The organism is Pseudomonas sp. B611, assembly GCF_055407965.1.
Genome location: NZ_JBUZST010000001.1, coordinates 246,339 through 266,808 on the forward strand (window position 1 = coordinate 246,339; position 20,470 = coordinate 266,808).

The 20,470-nt window shown below is 59.8% G+C and carries 21 protein-coding genes and 1 riboswitch; of the genes, 13 read left to right on the forward strand and 8 right to left on the reverse strand.

What is annotated here, in order from left to right; all coding sequences use genetic code 11:
* Positions 1-57: 57 nt before the first annotated feature.
* The 3 genes from ACZRMO_RS01210 to ACZRMO_RS01220 all read left to right on the forward strand — a co-directional run bounded on the left by ACZRMO_RS01210 (position 58) and on the right by ACZRMO_RS01220 (position 1,638).
* Entirely contained in the window at positions 58-615 is a 558-nt protein-coding gene (locus tag ACZRMO_RS01210) for a hypoxanthine-guanine phosphoribosyltransferase (protein WP_017738742.1), read from the forward strand.
* Positions 616-678: 63 nt separating this feature from the next.
* On the forward strand, positions 679-1,158 hold the full coding sequence (locus tag ACZRMO_RS01215) for a hypothetical protein (RefSeq protein ID WP_463971625.1): 480 nt from the start codon (positions 679-681) through the stop codon (positions 1,156-1,158).
* A gap of 192 nt (positions 1,159-1,350) precedes the next feature.
* On the forward strand, positions 1,351-1,638 hold the full coding sequence (locus ACZRMO_RS01220) for a PA4642 family protein (protein WP_017738740.1): 288 nt from the start codon (positions 1,351-1,353) through the stop codon (positions 1,636-1,638).
* Positions 1,639-1,740: 102 nt separating this feature from the next.
* On the opposite strand, the gene mqo is transcribed toward ACZRMO_RS01220, so the two are convergent.
* On the reverse strand, positions 1,741-3,249 hold the full coding sequence (gene mqo / locus ACZRMO_RS01225) for a malate dehydrogenase (quinone) (RefSeq protein ID WP_463971626.1): 1,509 nt from the start codon (positions 3,247-3,249) through the stop codon (positions 1,741-1,743).
* A gap of 727 nt (positions 3,250-3,976) precedes the next feature.
* Positions 3,977-4,210, reverse strand: a complete 234-nt coding sequence (locus ACZRMO_RS01230) for a hypothetical protein (RefSeq protein ID WP_463971627.1) — start codon at positions 4,208-4,210, stop codon at positions 3,977-3,979.
* Positions 4,211-4,403: 193 nt separating this feature from the next.
* Between ACZRMO_RS01230 and ACZRMO_RS01235 the strand changes: the two genes are divergently transcribed.
* Positions 4,404-4,991: a YajG family lipoprotein gene (locus ACZRMO_RS01235; protein WP_463971628.1), complete on the forward strand. Its 588-nt coding sequence runs from the start codon at positions 4,404-4,406 to the stop codon at positions 4,989-4,991.
* 57 nt (positions 4,992-5,048) lie between these two features.
* Here the strand turns inward: ACZRMO_RS01235 and ACZRMO_RS01240 are convergent, their stop codons facing one another.
* Positions 5,049-5,258, reverse strand: coding sequence for a hypothetical protein (locus ACZRMO_RS01240; protein WP_105696144.1), 210 nt, complete (start codon positions 5,256-5,258; stop codon positions 5,049-5,051).
* 184 nt (positions 5,259-5,442) lie between these two features.
* On the opposite strand from ACZRMO_RS01240, the gene ACZRMO_RS01245 reads away from it, so the two are divergent.
* A complete protein-coding gene (locus tag ACZRMO_RS01245; protein ID WP_463971629.1) occupies positions 5,443-5,700 on the forward strand; it encodes a hypothetical protein in 258 nt (85 codons plus the stop codon).
* A 142-nt stretch (positions 5,701-5,842) separates the two neighbouring features.
* Here the strand turns inward: ACZRMO_RS01245 and ACZRMO_RS01250 are convergent, their stop codons facing one another.
* The gene (locus tag ACZRMO_RS01250; protein ID WP_463971630.1) at positions 5,843-7,006 is read right to left on the reverse strand and encodes a 1-acyl-sn-glycerol-3-phosphate acyltransferase; all 1,164 of its coding nucleotides are present in this window, start codon (positions 7,004-7,006) and stop codon (positions 5,843-5,845) included.
* Between the two features lie 132 nt (positions 7,007-7,138).
* Between ACZRMO_RS01250 and ACZRMO_RS01255 the strand changes: the two genes are divergently transcribed.
* The 4 genes from ACZRMO_RS01255 (at position 7,139) to ACZRMO_RS01270 (ending at position 9,176) form a co-directional block, all read left to right on the forward strand.
* Positions 7,139-7,321 carry a CPXCG motif-containing cysteine-rich protein gene (locus ACZRMO_RS01255; protein ID WP_017738733.1) on the forward strand — a complete coding sequence of 61 codons (183 nt, stop codon included), beginning with the start codon at positions 7,139-7,141 and terminating at the stop codon, positions 7,319-7,321.
* Between the two features lie 11 nt (positions 7,322-7,332).
* Complete coding sequence (locus tag ACZRMO_RS01260; protein ID WP_124527451.1) at positions 7,333-7,593, forward strand: putative signal transducing protein; 261 nt, start codon at positions 7,333-7,335, stop codon at positions 7,591-7,593.
* Positions 7,594-7,629: 36 nt separating this feature from the next.
* Entirely contained in the window at positions 7,630-8,250 is a 621-nt protein-coding gene (locus tag ACZRMO_RS01265; RefSeq protein ID WP_463971631.1) for an SOS response-associated peptidase, read from the forward strand.
* Between the two features lie 107 nt (positions 8,251-8,357).
* Entirely contained in the window at positions 8,358-9,176 is an 819-nt protein-coding gene (locus tag ACZRMO_RS01270; protein WP_124527449.1) for a M48 family metallopeptidase, read from the forward strand.
* 153 nt (positions 9,177-9,329) lie between these two features.
* Here the strand turns inward: ACZRMO_RS01270 and ACZRMO_RS01275 are convergent, their stop codons facing one another.
* The 4 genes from ACZRMO_RS01275 to ACZRMO_RS01290 form a co-directional block, all read right to left on the reverse strand.
* The gene (locus tag ACZRMO_RS01275; protein ID WP_463971632.1) at positions 9,330-11,057 is read right to left on the reverse strand and encodes a M91 family zinc metallopeptidase; all 1,728 of its coding nucleotides are present in this window, start codon (positions 11,055-11,057) and stop codon (positions 9,330-9,332) included.
* 197 nt (positions 11,058-11,254) lie between these two features.
* Positions 11,255-11,839, reverse strand: coding sequence for a TMEM165/GDT1 family protein (locus ACZRMO_RS01280; RefSeq protein WP_124527448.1), 585 nt, complete (start codon positions 11,837-11,839; stop codon positions 11,255-11,257).
* Between the two features lie 88 nt (positions 11,840-11,927).
* A riboswitch (yybP-ykoY riboswitch) is annotated at positions 11,928-12,049 on the reverse strand.
* Positions 12,050-12,099: 50 nt separating this feature from the next.
* Positions 12,100-13,098, reverse strand: coding sequence for a methyltransferase (locus ACZRMO_RS01285; protein ID WP_463971633.1), 999 nt, complete (start codon positions 13,096-13,098; stop codon positions 12,100-12,102).
* A 30-nt stretch (positions 13,099-13,128) separates the two neighbouring features.
* Positions 13,129-14,094, reverse strand: a complete 966-nt coding sequence (locus ACZRMO_RS01290; protein ID WP_463971634.1) for a 2-hydroxyacid dehydrogenase — start codon at positions 14,092-14,094, stop codon at positions 13,129-13,131.
* Positions 14,095-14,180: 86 nt separating this feature from the next.
* On the opposite strand from ACZRMO_RS01290, the gene ACZRMO_RS01295 reads away from it, so the two are divergent.
* From ACZRMO_RS01295 to ACZRMO_RS01310, 4 genes are all read left to right on the forward strand, one after another.
* On the forward strand, positions 14,181-14,813 hold the full coding sequence (locus tag ACZRMO_RS01295; RefSeq protein WP_124527445.1) for a LysE family translocator: 633 nt from the start codon (positions 14,181-14,183) through the stop codon (positions 14,811-14,813).
* 259 nt (positions 14,814-15,072) lie between these two features.
* Positions 15,073-16,755, forward strand: coding sequence for a fatty acid--CoA ligase (locus tag ACZRMO_RS01300; protein ID WP_463971635.1), 1,683 nt, complete (start codon positions 15,073-15,075; stop codon positions 16,753-16,755).
* A 333-nt stretch (positions 16,756-17,088) separates the two neighbouring features.
* Complete coding sequence (locus ACZRMO_RS01305) at positions 17,089-19,032, forward strand: DUF1302 domain-containing protein (RefSeq protein ID WP_463971636.1); 1,944 nt, start codon at positions 17,089-17,091, stop codon at positions 19,030-19,032.
* Positions 19,033-19,060: 28 nt separating this feature from the next.
* Positions 19,061-20,425: a DUF1329 domain-containing protein gene (locus ACZRMO_RS01310; protein ID WP_463971637.1), complete on the forward strand. Its 1,365-nt coding sequence runs from the start codon at positions 19,061-19,063 to the stop codon at positions 20,423-20,425.
* Positions 20,426-20,470: the final 45 nt, after the last annotated feature.

A 20,470-nucleotide genomic window follows, 5' to 3' on the forward strand; every position in this document is an offset into this window, starting at 1 on the left:
CACGAGAAGCGTACCTTCGCCCGCTTTTCTTGCCACAGCACCCCCTTGGAGAGCGCCATGTCCGCTGATCTCGAGCATATCCGTCAAATCATGCGCGAGGCTGACTGCCTGTACACCGAAGCGCAAGTCGAAGAGGCTATCGCCAAGGTCGGCGCCCATATCAGCCGCGAAATGGCCGACACCAACCCGGTGGTTTTCTGTGTGATGAACGGCGGCCTGATTTTCGCCGGCAAATTGCTCACTCATCTGCAATTCCCGCTGGAAGCTTCTTACCTGCATGCCACTCGCTATCGCAATGAAACCAGCGGCGGCGACCTGTTCTGGAAAGCCAAGCCAGAAGTGTCGTTCATCGACCGCGACGTGCTGATCATCGACGACATCCTCGACGAAGGTCACACCCTCGGCGCGATCATCGACTTCTGCAAACACGCCGGCGCGCGCAAAGTGCACACCGCCGTGCTGATCGATAAAGATCACGACCGCAAGGCACGCCCTGAGCTGAAAGCGGATTTCGTCGGCCTGCCGTGCGTTGACCGTTACATCTTCGGTTACGGCATGGACTACAAAGGCTACTGGCGCAATGCCAACGGCATCTACGCCGTCAAAGGCATGTAAACGCGCTTCATCAGGTGTGGGGCCGGCATGCTAGAGTGCCTGGCCCTGCGTCTGGAGCCTGTCATGAGCCTGTTGATCCGCACGTGCGCCGCCCTGGCGCTGACCCTCAGTTTGCCCCTGGCTGCAGCCCCCCTGCACAGCCAATTCCTGCCGCCAGACGACCTGACCCTGCGCGCCGAAACGCCCGACCAGCAGCAATTGCTGCAAGTCACCGAGTACGCGGTGGTGGTGGGGAATCAGCGTCAATCCAGCCAGCAACCGATTCCGGTGACGTCGCCACTGATGATCCGCCTCAAGGGCAAGTCCCTGAACAAGGGCGCGACCATTACTCAAGTGGTGCTCAATTTCGACGCTGAAAGCAAAAGCCTGAAGAAGCCGGCGTATGACGATAAGAGCAAGACCCTGACTTTGTCGTATCCGGTGGCGCAGTACCGCGTCATCGTCGACTTGCTGCGTAACGACACCCTGTATGTGCAATTCCTCAGCTACGCCAACGGCCACATCTGGGCAGACCTGCACACCGGTGCCGTCCGTACCAAATAGTCAGAACACCGTAGATCCAAATGTGGGAGCGGGCTTGCTCGCGAAAGCGGTGTGTCAGTCAGAGCTGTTTCAGCTGACCCACCGCTTTCGCGAGCAAGCCCGCTCCCACATTGGTCCTCCAGCGCTTTCGAAGGCGGCGTCGCGCAGGTAGACTTCCAGTCCCGTGTAAATGTCTGCAGGCTGGAGTCGGTAATGCGTAAAGATAAGAAACAGGTGATTGGCGATGAGATCGGCGACGATCAAATCAAGTTGTTCCTGGACTTCGAGCCGGTTGACGCGACTTCCCCGTCCCTGCACAAACTGATCAAGGCCTACCGTGGCTTGCGTATCGACGACTTCGAGCGTTTCCTGGGCTTTTTCAAGGAAGCCGGCCTGGACCTCGACGGCAAGGACGAGCATGGCCAGACCTTTGTCGACCTGATCAAGGACCAGCGCAACGCGGACGAGTACATCGAACTGATCGAAAAAGCCCGCGGCTGATTCCCAAGGCATAAAAAAACGCCCCGTCCTCATGCAGAGGGCGGGGCGCTCGTTCCCACGCTCTGCGTGGGAATGCATCCGGTGACGCTATGCGTCACAACCTCAAGCGTAGCTCTCGGTCTCGGCGGCAGGCTCAACCAGTTCCAGGCTGATGTTGTTCTGCGTGTTGATCTTGCGGTACAGGTCGGCATCCGTTTCCAGAACCTTTTCCCGTGCCGGGAAGATCTCGTGCAGCTTGGCTGCCCATTCACCAGCCGCTTTCTGCGGGAAGCACTTCTCGATCAGTTCCAGCATGATCGAAACCGTCACCGAAGCACCCGGGGATGCGCCCAGCAGTGCGGCCAGCGAGCCGTCCTTGGCCGCGACCAGCTCGGTGCCGAATTGCAGCACGCCGCCTTTCTTCGGGTCTTTCTTGATGATCTGCACCCGTTGGCCGGCCACTTCCAGGCGCCAGTCTTCGGCTTTCGCTTCAGGGTAGAAGCGGCGCAGCGATTCCAGGCGCTGCTCCATGGACTGGCGCACTTCGCTGACCAGGTACTTGGTCAGGTCCATGTTATCGCGGGCCACGGCCAGCATCGGGCCGATGTTGCCGGCGCGAATCGACATCGGCAGGTCAAGGAACGAGCCGTGCTTGAGAAACTTGGTGGTGAAGCCTGCGTATGGCCCGAACAGCAGGGATTTCTTGCCATCGACCACGCGGGTGTCCAAGTGCGGCACGGACATCGGCGGCGAACCCACGGCGGCCTGGCTGTAGACCTTGGCCTGGTGGTGCTTGACCACGTCCGGGTTGTCGCAACGCAGCCACTGGCCGCTGACCGGGAAACCGCCAAAACCTTTGCTTTCTTCGATGCCCGAGGCTTGCAGCAGCGGCAGGGCCGCACCACCGGCGCCGAGGAAGACGAACTTGGCGTCCACTTCACGGCTGTTGCCGCTGTTGACGTCCTTGATGCTCACGGTCCAGCCGTCGCCATTGCGCTTGAGGCCAGTGACGCGCTTGCAGTACTTGACCTGGGCATCCGGCGAGCTGGTCAGGTGCCCCAGCAGCTGGTTGGTCAGGGCGCCGAAATTGACGTCGGTGCCGTTGAGCACACGGGTGGCGGCGATTTTTTCGTCGAGCGGGCGGCCCGGCATCATCAGCGGCATCCACTCGGCCATCTCGCTGCGGTCTTCGGTGTAGTGCATGTCCGAAAACGCGTGGTGCTGGCTGAGGGATTCAAAGCGCTTCTTGAGGAAGTCCACGCCTTTTTCGCCCTGCACGAAGCTCAGGTGCGGCACCGGGCTGATAAAGGACTTGGACGAGCCAAAGGTGCCCTTTTGGGTCAGGTACGCCCAGAACTGCTTCGACACCTCGAACTGGGTGTTGATGTGCACGGCTTTCTTGATGTCGATGGAGCCATCGGCGGCCTGCGGCGTGTAGTTCAGCTCACACAGCCCGGCGTGGCCGGTACCGGCGTTGTTCCACGGGTTGGAACTTTCCGCGGCACCCGAATCCATCAGCTCAACGACTTCCAGCTTGAGGCCGGGGTCGAGCTCTTTGAGCAGCACGGCCAGGGTGGCACTCATGATGCCGGCCCCTACCAGTACTACGTCGACTGCTTCGTTATGCGCCATTTAACGCGTCTCCAAAATCTGCAGCACCAAATTGACGGCATGGCTGCCAGGAGTGACGGGGCGGTTCACGTGTTGCCCCAGGTTACCCATGGCCAGGATCGCCATGTCCGTTTCGCAATTCTTTGCAACTTCAGCACACGCTTCCTGCCGGGCTAATCTGCCTATGAACGCATTCATGGGCGCCTGTGGCAATTCGACTTATGGTCAAAGCGTGCGATTCGTGCAACCAATCCGTAGCGGACAGGCTCAAGCTCCGGTTTTTGAGGAGTGCTCGGTCCTGTGTGGTTGGGCTGTTAAAGACGCTGATGGTGCTTGTACAAACGCCAAACTATTCATTTGCTCGCCACACTCTTGTGAAGTTGTGAAAACCCGTTTTTTTCACGCTCTTTTGAAGACGTGAACCTCAAAAAAGGGCTGCCTCAGCCTGGCACCTGGCCCGGATACCTTGCCGACACGCGGCAAAACGGGCAAACAACTCAAGTGGCCGAGCGCAATGGCAGCTCTGGCAGATGCGATATAAAGAGGGGTGGGTTGCAACTAAAACAGCAAGCACGCCAGCTCTATTCGATCTGTGTGGGCGGCTCTCTGTGGGCGATTGGGGGGTTAATACCGAGGCATTAACGATGCTGCGGGGCCCGATCAGGAGACGTCCTTATAATCGGGGGGAGATTGTAGCGAAGAACGCCAAGGAAATGGGCGTGTTTTATGACTTTTATTAGGTGTTCGGTCAGGCGGCCAACGGCTGGTGCCGGGACGACCGCGCTGGACGCGGGCTTACGCGGGCGCGGGCCGGCAGCGGGCGGTGCATCCAGCTCAGGCGAATCTCGTCGATTTCCACCCAGCCATTGCCCACCGGTGGTTGGTTGCACTCTTTAAAGGCCTGGCAGCGGCCTTGCGCATCGAGCAGGGCGAACTGACGCAGGGCGGGTTTGCGCATGAACAGCGACCAGAGAAAATTCATGGTGATAGCCTCCTGAGATTGAGGTAAAGCTTGCCAGCCCGGGATGACGAGTGCATGTATCGGCTGTGACATCTCGGTGACATCGAACCGCTTCGGCCGGTGCCGGTCTCAGGATGTAACTGATGCTAGTTCCCGGCAGTGGCGCACCGCTATACTGCCCGCCTGTCGGTACCTGATTTCTGGAGAGAAGCGCATGTTGCAACGCCTGTTGTTCGGTTTGATCACTGTGACCAGTTTGGCCCTGGTTGGCTGCGCCAACAGCCCGCAACAACTCAGCCCGCAACCGAAACTCACCACGCAGCTGGCGCCAGTGGGCCACGGCCAGCCGGTGTCGGTGCGTGTAGTGGACGGCCGTCCGTCGCCAACCCTGGGTTCCCGTGGTGGCTTGTACCCGGAAACCGCGCTGATTTCGGTTACGGGCCAGGACGTACTGCCCAAGCTGCAAGCCCAGGCCGAAGCCGCTGTGCGCCTGCTGGGCTTTACCCCAAGCCCGAACGCGCCGGGCGCTCCGCAGTTGACCATCACCCTGGCAGAGCTGAAGTATCAGTCGCCTAAAGAAGGTCTGTATGTGACCGAAGCCTCCATCGGCGCGACGTTCAAGTCCGACGTCACCGCTGGCACCCGTCGCTACAGCGGCCGCTACGGCGCATCGCTGAATCAGCGCTTCGGCATGTCGCCGAACCAGGACACCAACACCAAGCTGGTCAGCGACGTGTTGAGTGACGCCTTGACCCGCCTGTTCAAGGACCCAAGCATCGGTTCGTTGCTCAGCTCGCAATAACCGCTGCATAAAAAAACCGGGCTCAGTGATGAGCCCGGTTTTTTTGCGCCTTGAGTTTCACGCGGCGGTGTCGATACAGAAGTCCAGCAGGCTCACGCCGGTCAATAAATCCGCTTCCGGCAAGTCCGCATGCTGGTGCCCGCCGAGGGCGCAATACACCAGCCAGTGGCGGTCCTGCACGTTGAACGCGAGGCCGCCGACCAGCGCCTCTTGCTCATCGCTCTGGGCGATCAGATACAGCCGATCCTGGTTGTGCGCGTGCAGCATGACAAGCTCCCGAACGTTCGAAGGGCAACAGAGTGGCTTGTTAAGGTGACGTTCAGGTGACGCCGTAAATTACTGGCTACATTAGCCGTCCATGCTGGGAATGAAACATTGGTGGCCGATGATGCCACTGCGTCCGGATAGGTATCCGAACTGACACCCAGGCACTGTTTCCCCGAGGTTTGCGATGGCACTGCCCGCACTGTTGATCAATGTTGTAGCTCTAGCGGTGGCGCTTCCGGGGGCGGCGCTGCTGGCCATCACTCGCCTGCGCGAGCAACGCGCGATGGCTGACCTGACCGCACAAAGCGAAGCGCGCGCGATTGACCAGCCGATGCTGTTTCTGGATGTGCGCACCGAACGGGCGCATCGCTTGGCGTACCGCATCGGGTTCGCCTGCCTGGGGTTGGCGCTGCTGATCTCCTGGATCAGTACCCGCCTCTAAAGCGCACCACAGAACCAAATGTGGGAGCGGGCTTGCTCGCGAATGCAGTGGGTCAGTGAATGCATCTTTGCCTGACACTCCGCCTTCGCGAGCAAGCCCGCTCCCACACAAGCCCGCTCCCACATTTTTTTGCGTTGCTATTTTACAGCGCAATGCCAGCCTTCACGCGGTACTGGTTACGCACCGGCGTCGCATACTGCACCACCAGAAACGGCCGATGCTCAACCGGGCATTCGTTCAAGCGCCGTTCCCACTCCGCCTTAGCTTTGGCCAGTTCATCCGCCGGGAACACCTCGGCTGCCGTCGGCACCTGCAATTGCGGATCAGCCTCGCTCCACTGCGCATACGCCAGGTAATGCACCGGGAACAAGCGGTAGCCGCCGAGAATCTGCCGATCCATCTCCATCGCCAGCACTTTGGTGTCTTCGAAGCGCTCGGTGATCGGCGGGGCGAAGTTCACATGCACCCGGCCCTTGTAGCCGGTGATGCCCAGGGCAATGCTCACGTCATCTTCGCCCGGTGCCTTGCTGTAGGTGCCGGTGGTGGCGCGGATGTACAGTTCGCGGGCCTTGGCCGAATCGCACGGGTCGTATTCGTAGCTGATGGACACCGGCGTCAGGTTCAGCGATTGGATCACCTCGGCAAACGGCTCATCCTTGCGGCTGACGTGGAACATCTTGAGGATCGCCGACTCGGTGCGGTCATCCCCATCCTTGGCGCGGCCTTCGGCCTGGGCGATCCAGATCGACTCGCAGTCGTTGCGGATCGAATGGTTGATGTAGGCCGACAGCAAGTTGAACGCCGCCATCTTTTCTTTTCGCCCGGTGATCGAGCGGTGCACGATAAAGCTTTTGTTCAGGCGCATCAGGTCGCTGACAAACGGCTTTTGCAGCAGGTTGTCGCCGATGGCGATACGCGGCGTCGGCAGGCCGGCGTGGTACACGGCGTAGTTGACGAAGGCCGGGTCCATCACGATGTCGCGGTGGTTGGCCAGGAACAGGTAGGCGGTGCCGGACTTGAGCTGCTCGACGCCGGTGTAGGTCACGCCGTCGGTCGCGCGGTCGATGGTGTGATCGACGTAGTACTCGACTTTGTCCTGCAGCGTCGCCACGGTAGTGACGCCGGCGAATTCACGGCGCAGCTTGCGGGCGATCATCGGCTTGAGCAGCCAGCCCAGGGCGCCGGCGAAGCGCGGAAAGCGGAAGTGGGTCAGGATGTCCAGAAAGGCCTTGTCACTGAACAGCCGGTCCAGCACTGCCGGGACTTCGCTGTCGTTGTAAGGTCGGATGGTATCGAATTGGCCCATCATGCTCTCTTGTTAGAAACGGCTAGGGTAAGTAAAGGAAATGCCAGGGAACGGTCCGGGAAATGGGCCCGGCCGGAAATAGCCCTGTAAATAGACCGGCGATTATACGCACAAGTCACTCTGGAGGCTGCGATGCTGGAAACCGCGACGTACGATTGTCCTTATTGTGGTGAAGAGGTTGAGACAACGGTGGATTTGTCTGGCGGTGACCAGAACTATATAGAGGACTGCCAGGTGTGTTGCCGCCCGATCATTTTCGATCTACAGGTCCATGGCGACGAGTGGATGCTTGAAACCCGCAGTGAAAACGAATGATAGGACCGCCCATGCAGCGAATCTACGAACCGGAAAACCTGATGGAGGGCGAGTTGCTGCAGCAGATGCTCGCCAGCGAGGGTATCGAGGCGCACCTGGTGGGGCGCCATTTGCTCGGAGGCACCGGCGAGCTGCCGATTTTCGGCTTGCTGGGGCTGGAAGTGGACAACGACCAGGCCGCGTGTGCCCGTGAGTTGATTACTGCCTACATCGGCGCGCAACCCATGCCGGGCGATGAACCTGACAGCTTCCCCGACGTGTTGGTCTGTTAGGCTGTCGGTCGGTTTACCCAAGAGTCGTGTTGCCCCATGTGTGGACGTTATGCCCTGTTTCGCTGGACCCCCTCCTTTGCTGCCTTGCCGGGCTTTCCGGCCGACCAGCAGGCCCAGTGGAACATCTCTCCGAATGACTCGGTGCTGATCCAGCGTTCCGATGCCGGCCAACGCACCCTGGCTCGTGCCCGCTGGGGCCTGACACCGCCCTGGCTGACCGACCTCTCGCGCACGCCCGCCCATGCCCGCGCCGAAACCCTGGCCGAGCAACCGATGTTTCGCGAAGCGTTTCGCCAGCGCCGCTGCCTGCTGCCCGCCAATGGCTTCTACGAATGGCGCGGCACCCAGCGCAAGCGCCCGTACTGGTTGACGCCGGGGGAGGGCTCCACGCTGTTTTTTGCGGCGATCTGGGAGGCCTATCCGGTGCAGGAGCAAGTGTGGCTGAGCACGGCGGTGGTCACCCAGCCGGCGCAGAGCCAGCGCCGGCCGCTGATCCTGGATGCGGCGGGGCAAGAGGCCTGGCTTAATCCTGAGACACCGTTGCACACCCTTCAGGCGTTATTGGCCAGCGAGCCTGCGGCGTTGCGTGAGCGTGTCTTGGCCAATATGGTCAACGATCCGAAGCTGAACGGGCCGGAATGTCTGACGCCAGGTTGAGCGGCGAGTGGGATGTGTCTGAAATTCTGCGGTTACACGTCTGTTGTATCTGGCGTCGATACACATGACCGCCTACGATACGCGCCATGTTTTCAGGGAGAGTGTTCATGAAGAAATCATTGGCAATAAACGTACTGGCAGCCGCGCTGCTGCTGGCCGGTTGCCAGTCGGTCAACACCACCAGCGGCGGTGCCGTCGGGGTTGAGCGCAAGCAATATATGTTCAGCATGCTGTCGAGCCAGGAAGTCGACCAGATGTATGCCCAGTCCTACCAGCAGACCTTGGGCGAAGCCAGCACCAAGGGCCAACTGGACAAGACCAGCACCAATGCCAAGCGTGTGCAGGCCATCGCCAACCGCTTGATCGCCCAGGCACCGACCTTCCGCCCCGATGCGGCGCAGTGGAAGTGGGAAGTGAACCTGATCAAAAGCGACGAGATGAACGCCAACTGCGGGCCTGGCGGCAAGATCTTTGTGTACAGCGCGCTGATCGACAACCTCAAGCTGACGGATGACGAACTGGCTGCGGTGATGGGCCATGAAATCGCCCACGCCTTGCGCGAACACGGCCGCGAAGCCATGTCCAAGGCCTATGGTATCCAGATGGCCAAGCAGGGCGCTGGTGCGCTGTTCGGCCTGGGTCAGGACAGCCTGGCATTGGCCGATACCGTGGCCAACTACGGCATGACCTTGCCCAACAGTCGCGCCAATGAAAACGAGGCAGACCTGATCGGCCTGGAACTGTCGGCTCGCGCCGGTTACAACCCGAATGCGGCGATCACGCTGTGGAACAAGATGGCCAAGGCTTCGGAAGGTGCGCCACCGGAGTTCATGAGCACCCACCCAGCGTCGGATAGCCGGATCGCCTCGTTGCAGGCGGCGATTCCGAAGGTGATGCCGTTGTATCAGCAGGCCAAGAAATCCTGATACCCCCACTCTTATAGAAACCCAAATGTTGTGGGGGGCACCCCGTTAGCAAGGTGTCAGTTAATGAAGACGGTACTGACACACTGCTATTGGGGGGCTCTGAAAAAGCGCCATCGTCTTTTACGCAGGCCACTTGTGTGATGCCTTGATGAGCTAGTCACCGTATCTTCGCCGCAGTGGCAACCTAAGCTCGCCGAGGAGCGCGTTTTCGTTGTAAGGCCAGGGATTAGTGTTCGTAGGCGGCGTCCGGGGATTGCCGTCAAAGTCAAAATAGCTCCCTGTGGGGAGTCCTACCGCCTGGCGCTCATAATTCGACTCCCATTCGAAACTGCTGCCATTCCAGGCTGGCGTTGACCCCGGCAGAACCGTGCCACGCCCCCCGTTGACCGCATGGGAAAGCTCATGCTGGAGAATAACCAGTGGAGGCCGCTGGTGCCCGGGAGAAATGAATGTTCGGTCATATTCAACCACTGGGTTTTGCGCCGGAGTACCTGCAACACCGCCTTTTATTACGCCAGCCGTTCGCGCCAAACCATGCTGCTCCTCGTCCATGCGACGCCCGCCCGGGTCGGAGTAATAATAGAAACTACCTGATACGCCTTCTCTTGCGGTAACAGGTGCATCAAGCGAATCTATGATTTTCAGGGTTTCCTGCCCGGCCCGAGTACTTCTCAGGGACTCCAGGTCATCATTCACGCGCTGCCTGAATGCAGGACTACCCTGGATGTTAATGCCGCGCTCGCCGGCATTAGGGGAGGGTATGGTGTGCTCAAAGGACGACGACGGGTGGACATGACTAAGATCGTCTGCTTCTTCCCCAATGACATGATCATTCCTGGAGTATGTCTGCACCCAGTCGTTACCTTTGCCTGGAACAATAGTGCTGCTGTCACCCGCGTAGATGTAGTCATCTCCGTTCCCTCCAAACAACACGTTACGACCCCTCCCGCCATAGATGAGGTCCCTGCCGTCTCCCCCGTCCACGTAGTTGATTTTCGTATCCGGCCCTCCACCCGCACGTATCTCATCACTGCCAGGTCCACCGTAAATCGTTGCATGTCCTGAGCCACCAGTGATGAAGTCATCCCCATCACCGCCTTCAGCGTAGCCTTCGCCACTTCCCAGATTGATATTGTCCTGGCCAGGCCCTCCGAAGATTTTGGTCCTTCCAGCCCCGGCGAACGCACTATCATCGCCCTTTCCAAGGTCGATGTTGACGTCATGCGAGAGTCTGTTATCAATAACGACGGAATCGTTCCCATCGCCAGTATTGACATCAATGGTCTGTTGATTCCGCCTGTTTGCCTCAAAAGGAATCTCGTAAGACCGCCCGTTTACCTGTGCAACAATTCCGCCATTTCGCCCCCCGGTAACATAAACCGCATCATTTCCCTGGCCGGTTTCAATCGACAGCCTTTCGTGGACTGTATTTGAGCCGTCCGGGCGCTCTGCGGAGTATTCAATTCGAACATTCCCATCATTGAATCCGTTACTCAGGTCAACCTTGGTTGGTGCAGACGACGATTGAGGGCTGCCGTATTGAATCGGTCCTTTGTGGCCTTGGGCCTCATAGCGGATCTGTTCTGGCGTGGGACCGCGCTGATAGCTGGAACCACCGCCGCCCCTTTGCTCAGGCTGATGGGACATACCCCCCGCGTCGCCTTGGGGAATCGAGCTAACGCCGATCGAGCGCTGCTCCGATGTGGATGGTTCAGAGTTGTTGTTGTACGTAAATGGCACATTCGCCATGTAAGGCGCAGCGTTCGCCGCTTGATAGGCAGGGTCACTCGCATTTTTGTATGCGGCTCGGTCGTTATCATCCGCGCTTGAATGTTGTCGTTGATCGGCGTTAGACGAAGAAACTGGAGATGACGTGTCCATCGGTAGCTCCCATTGCATAGAAAGGGCTATGACACGTGTGTGGTATTCGGACGTGGAAGTGTTCCTTCAGATAATTCCGCAAGGGCTCGCGCACTAGCGAGCCCTTCTGTGTAGCGCTTCGACCGTTGCGGGTTATGAACTGCACGAGTTTGCGCAGAAAGCCTAAAGCCCTCCCACGTTGGATTGGTTTTGGAGTCTTAGATCCAGCCGCTGCTCTGCATGGCCTTGTACACCGCAACAACCGCCAGCACAAAGAACGCCGTAGCCGCCAATCGACGAATCAGGGTCAGCGGCAGCTTCTCCGCGGCAAAATTCCCCGCCAGAACCACCGGCACGTTGGCAATCAGCATGCCCAGGGTGGTGCCGATAATCACCAGCCACAACTCGGGATACTGTGCCGCCAGCATCACTGTAGCGATCTGGGTCTTGTCACCGATTTCGGCGATGAAGAATGCGATCAGCGTGGTCAGGAACGGCCCGAACTTGCGGGTGGTGCTGGCTTCGTCGTCATCGAGTTTGTCTGGCACCAGGGTCCACAGCGCGGTGGCGCAGAAGCTCGCCGCGAGGATCCAGTGCAGCACCGCATCCGAGAAGAAGCTGCCAAACCACGCGCCCACGGCACCGGCGGCCGCATGGTTGGCCAGGGTCGCGGCGACGATGCCGGCGATGATCGGCCAGGGTTTGCGAAAGCGTGCGGCCAGGATGAGCGCGAGCAGTTGCGTCTTGTCGCCGATTTCGGCCAAGGCAACGATTGCGGTAGGAACGAGTAATGAATCCAGCATCAGGTAGGTTTCCAGGGGCGGGTCGACACGGCTATGACACGTACAGCCTTCCCGCCCCGGGTAAGGTGTGCGTGTCATAGGTCTTGTCAAACCCCGGTCCGTCTGTGCGGACACCTGGGTCGCATACGCCATGGTCTGTTGACCAAGTATGTTGACGTATGCCGGACGAGCATGGCGCTCGTGGGAGACTACTCCCCTAGGACGGAGCGGATTCTGCCTAGGCAAAACCCATTCGGCAAGCCTTCTTTTTCAAACGCCCGTCAGCCGCGCTTGGCGCGGTAGATGCGGAAACCATTGCCTTCGGCCTTGATTGCGCACACGCCCAGATGCTCTTCGATCAGCGGCTGGTACTTCAGGAAGCTGTTGGCGACCAAGCGCAGTTCGCCGCCTTTTGCCAGGTGTTTCGCTGCTTTTCGCAGCAAGTTTTCCGTGGCGAAATAATCCGTGTGTACGCCGACGTGGAACGGCGGGTTGCTCAAAATCGTGTTCAAACCCATCGGCGCAGCGTCGATCCCGTCGCCGGTCAGCACTTCGGCTTCCAGACCATTGGCAGCCAGGGTCAGGCGGCTGCTGGCGGCGGCGAAGGCATCCACATCTAGCATCGTCACCGTGTTGTGCGGGTAGCGACGTTTGACCGCTGCGCCCAACACGCCTGCACCGCAACCGAAGTCCAACAGGTGACCGCTGGGCAGTTTGTCCAGATGCTCCAGCAGCAGTTCAGTACCGCGATCCAGGCGACCGTGGCTGAATACGCCCGGCAGGCTCACGACCTTGAGCGGACCTTCAGGCAGCGGCACTTCGAACACTTGAGCCAGGCTTTCCAGTTCGACCGCCTGCGGCGCGTTGGTCACGGTGACTTGCCACAGTTGGCAATGCCGCGCGTTGTCCAGCTTGCGCGGCTTGCCGAAGGGGATCATTTGCTTGGCGGCGCTTTCGATACCGCCTTTTTTCTCGCCCACCAGAAACAGCTCGGCGCCGGGCAAACGTGCGGCCACGGCATTGAGCAGGTAGTCGGTGAGGTCCTTGGATTTGGGCAGGAAAATCACCGCCGCATCAAATGCACGCTCGGGCACGTTTACCCCGAACTGGCTGCGTTCGGGGAAGCGTGCATCGAGTGCCGCCTGGTCGCCGGCGTGCCAGCACCAGCCGTGGGCGTTGGGCAGGCGACCCAGCAGGTCGTCGGCGGGCAAGCCTACCAGCAGTAGGTTGCCTTGAAAAAGTTCGGCCTGACGAAGCAGTACTTCACTGCGCGGATCCATGGTCTGCTCCTTGAAAAGGAGCGCAGTTTATCAACTGACAACACGTAGCGGGGCGCCGCTGAAAAAGCCCCGGGCGTTTTCCGCCAGTTGGCCGACGATGCGCTGGCGCGCTTCGCGACTGCCCCAGGCGTTGTGGGGGGTAACGATCAGCCGCGGGATGTCACCGGCCAGCAGCGGGTTGCCGTTGACCGGTGGCTCCACGCTGAGTACGTCGGTCGCCGCGCCGCCCAGATGACCGTTGCGCAGCGCATCGGCCAGGGCCTGTTCATTGATCAAACCACCGCGTGCAGTATTGACGATAAACGCGCCCGGCTTGAGCAGCGCCAGCTCGCGGGCACCGATAAAGTCACGGGTGTGTTCGTTGAGGGGGCAGTGCAAGGTCAGGGCATCCACTTGGGCCAGCAGCTCATCCAGCGGCACGCGATCGGCGCGGGCAGGGCGCCCGGGAATCGCGCCGAGCAGCACGCGCATGCCAAAGGCTTCGGCCAGGCGCGCCACGGCGCTGCCCAACTCACCATGGCCAAGCAGGCCGAGGGTTTTGCCTTCCAGTTCGACAATCGGATGATCCAGCAGGCAGAACTGCTTGGCTTGCTGCCACTGGCCGGCGCTGACGTCCCGTTGATAGTCCTGCAAGCGTGTCGCCAGGTTGAGCAGCAACATGATCGTATGCTGCGCCACCGACGGCGTGCCGTAGCCCTGGCAGTTACTCACAGTGATGCCATGGGCGCGGGCGGCTTGCAGATCGATATTGTTGGTGCCGGTGGCTGACACCAGGATCAGCTTGAGGTCTGGGCATGCCGCCAGGGTTTCGGCGTTGATCGCGATTTTGTTACTGATTGCCACCTGGGCGCCCTGCAGGCGTTCAAGCACATTCTGCGGCGTGGTCTGCTCGAATAATTGCAGTTCGCTGAAGCTGTCTCGCAGCTCGCTGAGGTCGAGGTCTCCCAGGTCCAGGGAGGGGTGATCGAGGAAGACCGCGCGGCGATTGTTCGTCATCAACTGTACCTTTTGCGACAGGGTTCGAAGGCGTAATCTCCCGAGCCTATCAGATGAAATAATCAGTTACTTGAATTGGAGCGCGCATGTACGTCGCCGAGTTTTTGACCGTGGCCTTGATTCACTTGTTGGCGGTGGCCAGCCCGGGCCCGGATTTCGCCGTGGTGGTACGCGAAAGTGTTACCCACGGCCGCCGCGCCGGAACCTGGACCGCGCTGGGCGTCGGCTCGGCGATTTTCCTGCACGTCGGGTATTCGTTGCTGGGGATTGGCTTGATCGTGTCCCAGTCCATCGTGCTGTTCAACGCGCTCAAATGGGCCGCCGCCGCGTACCTGCTGTACATCGGCTTCAAGGCCCTGCGTGCCCAGCCGGCCAAGCCTGCCGCCGAAGGCGAGTTGCACCGCGAAGCCGGCGAACGCACCCCACGCGGGGCGTTTACCGCAGGCTTCGTGACCAATGGCTTGAACCCAAAGGCGACGCTGTTCTTCCTGTCGTTGTTTACCGTGGTGATCAACCCGCACACACCGTTGGCGATCCAGGCGGGTTATGGCCTGTACCTGGCGGTGGCGACGGCGGTGTGGTTCTGCCTGGTGGCCATGCTGTTCAGCCAGCAGCGCGTGCGCGCGGGTTTTGCGCGGATGGGGCATTGGTTTGATCGGACGATGGGCGCGGTGCTTATCGCTATCGGAGTAAAGCTAGCCTTCACCAGCATGAAATAAAACCTGAGCGAGCACAGTCCCTGTGGGAGCGGGCTTGCTCGCGAATGCGGTAGATCAGTCACAATATTTTTCGACTGATACTCCGCTTTCGCGAGCAAGCCCGCTCCCACATTTGATCTCCATCAATCCACGCTGATAGCTCAAGGCTATCATCCGCCACCCTCTGCAAATCATTCCTTTGGCTGATTTGGCTGAAACATAAGCGCTCTACAGTGCAGATCTTTCAGCCAAGACCGTGCAGTCATAAAAAGGGATTCCTATGTTGCAGACCCGTGTTATCCCGCCCGCCGAAGGCGCGTACCAGTACCCGTTGTTGATCAAACGCCTGTTGATGTCCGGGGCCCGCTACGAGAAAACCCGCGAAATCGTGTACCGCGACAAGCTGCGTTACACCTACCCGACCCTGATCGAGCGCGTCGCGCGCCTGGCCAATGTGTTGACCGAAGCCGGGGTCAAGGCCGGTGATACCGTGGCAGTGATGGACTGGGACAGCCATCGTTACCTGGAATGCATGTTTGCCATCCCGATGATTGGCGCGGTGATCCACACCATCAACGTGCGCCTGTCGCCGGAACAGATCCTCTACACCATGAACCACGCCGAGGACCGCTTCGTGCTGGTCAACAGTGAGTTCGTGGGCCTCTACCAGGCGATTGCCGGGCAGCTCACCACCGTCGACAAGACCTTGCTGCTGACCGATGGGGGCGCGAAAACCGCCGAGCTGCCCAACCTCGTGGGCGAGTACGAAACCCTGCTGGCCGCCGCCAGCCCGACATACGATTTCCAGGACTTCGACGAGCATTCCGTCGCGACCACCTTCTACACCACCGGCACCACTGGCAATCCCAAGGGTGTGTACTTCACCCACCGCCAACTGGTGCTGCACACCATCGGTGTAGCGACCATCATGGGCAGCGTCGATAGCGTGCGCCTGCTCGGCACCAACGACGTTTACATGCCGATCACGCCGATGTTCCACGTACACGCCTGGGGCCTGCCGTATGTGGCGACCATGCTTGGCCTCAAGCAGGTCTATCCCGGGCGCTACGATCCGGAATACCTGGTGGAGCTGTGGCGCAAGGAAAAGGTCACCTTCTCCCACTGCGTGCCGACCATCCTGCAAATGCTGCTCAACGCCAAGGCGGCGCAGGGTGTGGACTTTGGCGGTTGGAAAATCGTCATTGGTGGTAGTGCGCTTAACCGAACGCTGTACGAAGTGTCCAAGGCGCGTGGGATCCAGCTGACGGCGGCGTACGGCATGTCCGAGACCGGGCCGTTGGTGTCCTGCGCCCACCTCAACGAAGAGTTGATGGCCGGCAGCGAAGACGAACGCACCACCTACCGCATCAAGGCCGGCGTGCCCGGGCCGTTGGTGGAGGCGGCGATTGTCGACGGTGACGGCAATTTCCTGCCCGCCGATGGCGAGTCCCAGGGCGAACTGGTGCTGCGCGCGCCGTGGCTGACCGAAGGCTATTACAACGAGCCGCAGAAGGGCGCCGAGCTGTGGGAAGGCGGCTGGATGCACACCGGCGACGTGGCCACGCTGGATGCGTTTGGGGTGATCGATATCCGTGACCGCATCAAGGATGTGATCAAGACCGGTGGCGAGTGGGTTTCGTCCCTGGCCCTCGAAGACCTGGTCAGCCGTCACCCGGCGGTACGCGAAGTAGCGGTGGTGGGCATTGCCGATCCGCAGTGGGGCGAGCGCCCGTTTGCCTTGCTGGTGGTGCGTGATGGCCATGTGATAGGGGCCCGCGAGCTCAAGGAGCACCTGAAGCCGTTTGTGGAATTGGGCCATTTGAGCAAGTGGGCGATCCCTAGCCAGATTGCCGTTGTTACGGAAATTCCCAAGACCAGTGTCGGCAAGCTCGACAAAAAGCGTATCCGCATCGACATCATTGAATGGCAGGCCAACAACAGCACGTTCCTGTCCACCCTCTGACGGCCCTTGCCGTGCCCGTTCGGGCACGGTAATGCTCTATCTGGCACCTTTACTTGTGATTTGCCGATTTTCAGCCATCCTTGCCGCGTCGGCCCTCGCCGACGTGGCGAAAGGGTTGAGGCAGACGGGTCGGTGATGCAAATCACACTTTAGAGGGATCAAGCACTACCCCCCTGCTGGCTATAGTCCCCCCTGAGTTTTTCAAGGATGTTGCGCTTCGGGCCATGGGGGCTCGGTTGCCGTCCGGCATTGGAATCGTTGTATTCCGGCCGTTACATGCATCCAGAAGATTGAACTCACTGCCATAACAATAATGCACATGGAGTAGCGTCGATGACCTCAGTAAACCAGTTCTGGCGCCGGGCAAGACTGCCCCTGGCCGTCAGTCTCGCTTCTACGCTCGCCGGGCCCGCATTCGGCGTCAGTTTCAACGTCGGTGAAATCGAAGGGAGTTTTGACTCGTCGCTTTCCGTGGGTGCCAGTTGGTCTACAGAAAAAGCCAACAAGAACCTCATCGGTTCCAACAATGGCGGGCATGGTCTCTCCCAGACTTCTGACGACGGGCACTTGAACTTCAAGCGCGGCGAAACGTTCTCGAAGATCTTCAAGGGTATCCACGACCTGGAACTGAAGTACGGCGACACCGGTGTATTTGTGCGTGGCAAGTATTGGTACGACTTTGAGCTCAAGGATGAAAGCCGTCCGTTCAAGGACATCAGCGACAGCAACCGCAAAGAGGGCGCCAAGTCCTCGGGCGCGCAGATTCTCGACGCCTTCATCTATCACAACTACAACATTGCCGATCTGCCGGGTTCGGTGCGCTTCGGCAAGCAAGTGGTCAGCTGGGGTGAAAGTACCTTCATCGGCGGCGGTATCAACTCCATCAACCCGATCGACGTGTCCGCATTCCGTCGTCCGGGGGCCGAGATCAAAGAGGGCTTGATTCCGGTCAACATGTTCTATCTGTCCCAGAGCATTACCGACAACCTTTCGGCCGAAGGTTTTTATCAGCTTGAATGGGATCAGACCGTCACCGATAACTGCGGTACCTTCTTTTCACAGCCTGACGTGATTTCCGACGGCTGCAATAACAACCTGGCCGTACTGGCTACCCGTAACAACTTGAACAATGGCCTGGCTGCCCGTGGGATTCCGGCCAACTTCCGTTCCTCGATCATCAACACCCTGCAGGCACGAGGCGTGAATTTCGGTAGCCCGGATGAGGGCACCATTGTCAAACGCGGCCCTGATCGCGACGCGCGAGACAGCGGTCAGTTCGGTTTGGCATTGCGTTACATGTTCGAGCCGCTGGACACCGAGTTCGGTGCCTACTTCATGAACTACCACAGCCGTGCGCCGATCTTCAGCGGTAGAGGGGCGCCTGCAAGTGCCTACAACCCTAATGCATTGGCCGGTTCCTTGATTGGTGCGGGCGTCCCAGCCGGGATCGCGACCAACCCAGCGCTACTGACATCCCTTATGCCGTTGGTGGTTGCGGGTAACTCCAGCTACTACGTCGAGTACCCTGAAGACATCCGCCTCTACGGGTTGAGCTTCTCCACCACGTTGCCTACCGGTACGGCCTGGAGCGGTGAAATCAGCTATCGCCCGAACGCGCCTGTACAGCTCAATACCACCGATATCCTGTATTCCGGCCTGACCCCGTTGGACAAGAATGCGTCGGTTCTGCAAGGCAAGGCGGATACCGACCAGCCGGGCTATCGCCGCAAGGAAATCACCCAGCTGCAGACAACGTTCACCCACTTCTTCGACCAAGTCATGGGCGCAGAGCGGCTGACCCTGGTGGGCGAGATTGGCTTCACCCATGTGGGCGGGCTGGAAAGCACGTCGAAAGCACGTTATGGCCGCGACCCGGTTTATGGGCCAGGTCCTCTGCCGAGTGGCCGCTGCCAGACTCTGAACGCGAGCACATTGGCCGGCGCAGCCATGAACAACGTGTCGCGCTACTGCGAAAACGACGGCTTCACCACGGCCAACTCCTGGGGTTACCGCGGGCGGGCAATATGGGACTACAACAGCGTATTCGCCGGCGTCAACCTCAAGCCAAGCGTGGCCTGGTCCCATGACGTGAGCGGTTATTCGCCTGGCCCTGGTGGCAACTTCGAAGAAGGCCGCAAGGCCGTCAGCCTTGGGTTGGATGCTGAATACCAGAACACCTACACCGCCGGTCTGTCGTACACCAACTTCTTTGATGGCAAGTACACCACGGTGGATGACCGGGATTTTGTTGCGCTCAGCTTCGGCATGAACTTCTAAGCGACCGTATTTCAGGAAGAACCAGCATATGAAAATAACTAAAAGTCTGTTGCACGTGGGTGTGCTTGGGCTGTCGATCCTGGCGAGCAACGTCATGGCGGCAGTCTCGGCGAGCGAGGCCGCCAAGCTCGACACAACCCTTACCCCAATGGGCGCTGAACGCGGCGCCAACGCTGCGGGCACCATCACCGCCTGGCAGCCGTTGCCGACCAACGCCGGTGCCGTTGATGCCCGTGGTTTCCTGGCCAACCCTTACGCCAGCGAGCAACCCAAGCTCGTCATCACCGCGCAGAACGTCGATCAGTACAAGGGCAACTTGTCCCCTGGCCAGTACGCGATGTTCAAGCGTTACCCGGAGACCTACAAGATCCCGGTCTACCCGACCCATCGTGGCGCCACGGTGCCGGCTGATGTGTTCGCCTCGATCAAGAAGAACGCCACCAGCACCAACCTGGTGTCCGGCGGCAACGGCCTGGAAAACTTCGAGTCCGCCATTCCGTTCCCTATTCCGAAAAGCGGCGTCGAGGTCATCTGGAACCACATCACCCGCTATCGCGGCGGCAGTGTGACGCGTCTGGTGACCCAGGCTACTCCGCAAACGAACGGTTCCTACAGCCTGGTGTACTTCCGCGACCAGTTTGTTTTCCGCGACAAGATGAAGGATTACGATCCGAAAAATCCGGGAAACATCCTGTTCTACTTCAAGCAGGAAGTAACCGCGCCTGCGCGTCTGGCGGGTACCGTATTGCTGGTGCATGAAACCCTGGACCAGGTGAAGGAACCGCGTTCGGCGTGGGTCTACAACGCTGGCCAGCGCCGTGTGCGCCGGGCCCCGCAAGTGTCCTATGACGGCCCGGGTACGGCCGCCGATGGCCTGCGTACTTCCGACAACCTCGACATGTACAACGGCGCACCGGATCGCTACGACTGGAAGCTGGAAGGCAAGAAAGAGATGTACATCGCCTCCAACAGCTACAAGCTTGACGACCCGAAACTCAAGTATGCCGACATCATCAAGGCCGGCCACATCAACCAGGACCTGGCCCGCTACGAGCTGCGCCGCGTCTGGCACGTGGTCGCCACCTTGAAGGAAGGCCAGCGCCACATCTACGCCAAGCGTGACTTCTACATCGACGAAGATACCTGGCAGGCGGCGGTGATCGACCAGTACGACGGTCGCAACCAGCTGTGGCGCGTGTCCGAAGCCCATGCCGAGAACTACTACGACAAGCAAGTGCCGTGGTATGCCCTGGAAACCATCTACGACCTGCAATCCGGTCGCTACCTGGCCCTGGGCATGAAGAACGAAGAGAAACAGGCGTATGACTTCGGCTTCAAGGCCAGCACCAGCGACTTCACCCCAGCGGCCCTGCGCCAGGACGGTGTTCGCTAACCAGCGATAACGATGTAGTTCACCTATGTGGGAGCTGGGCTTGTG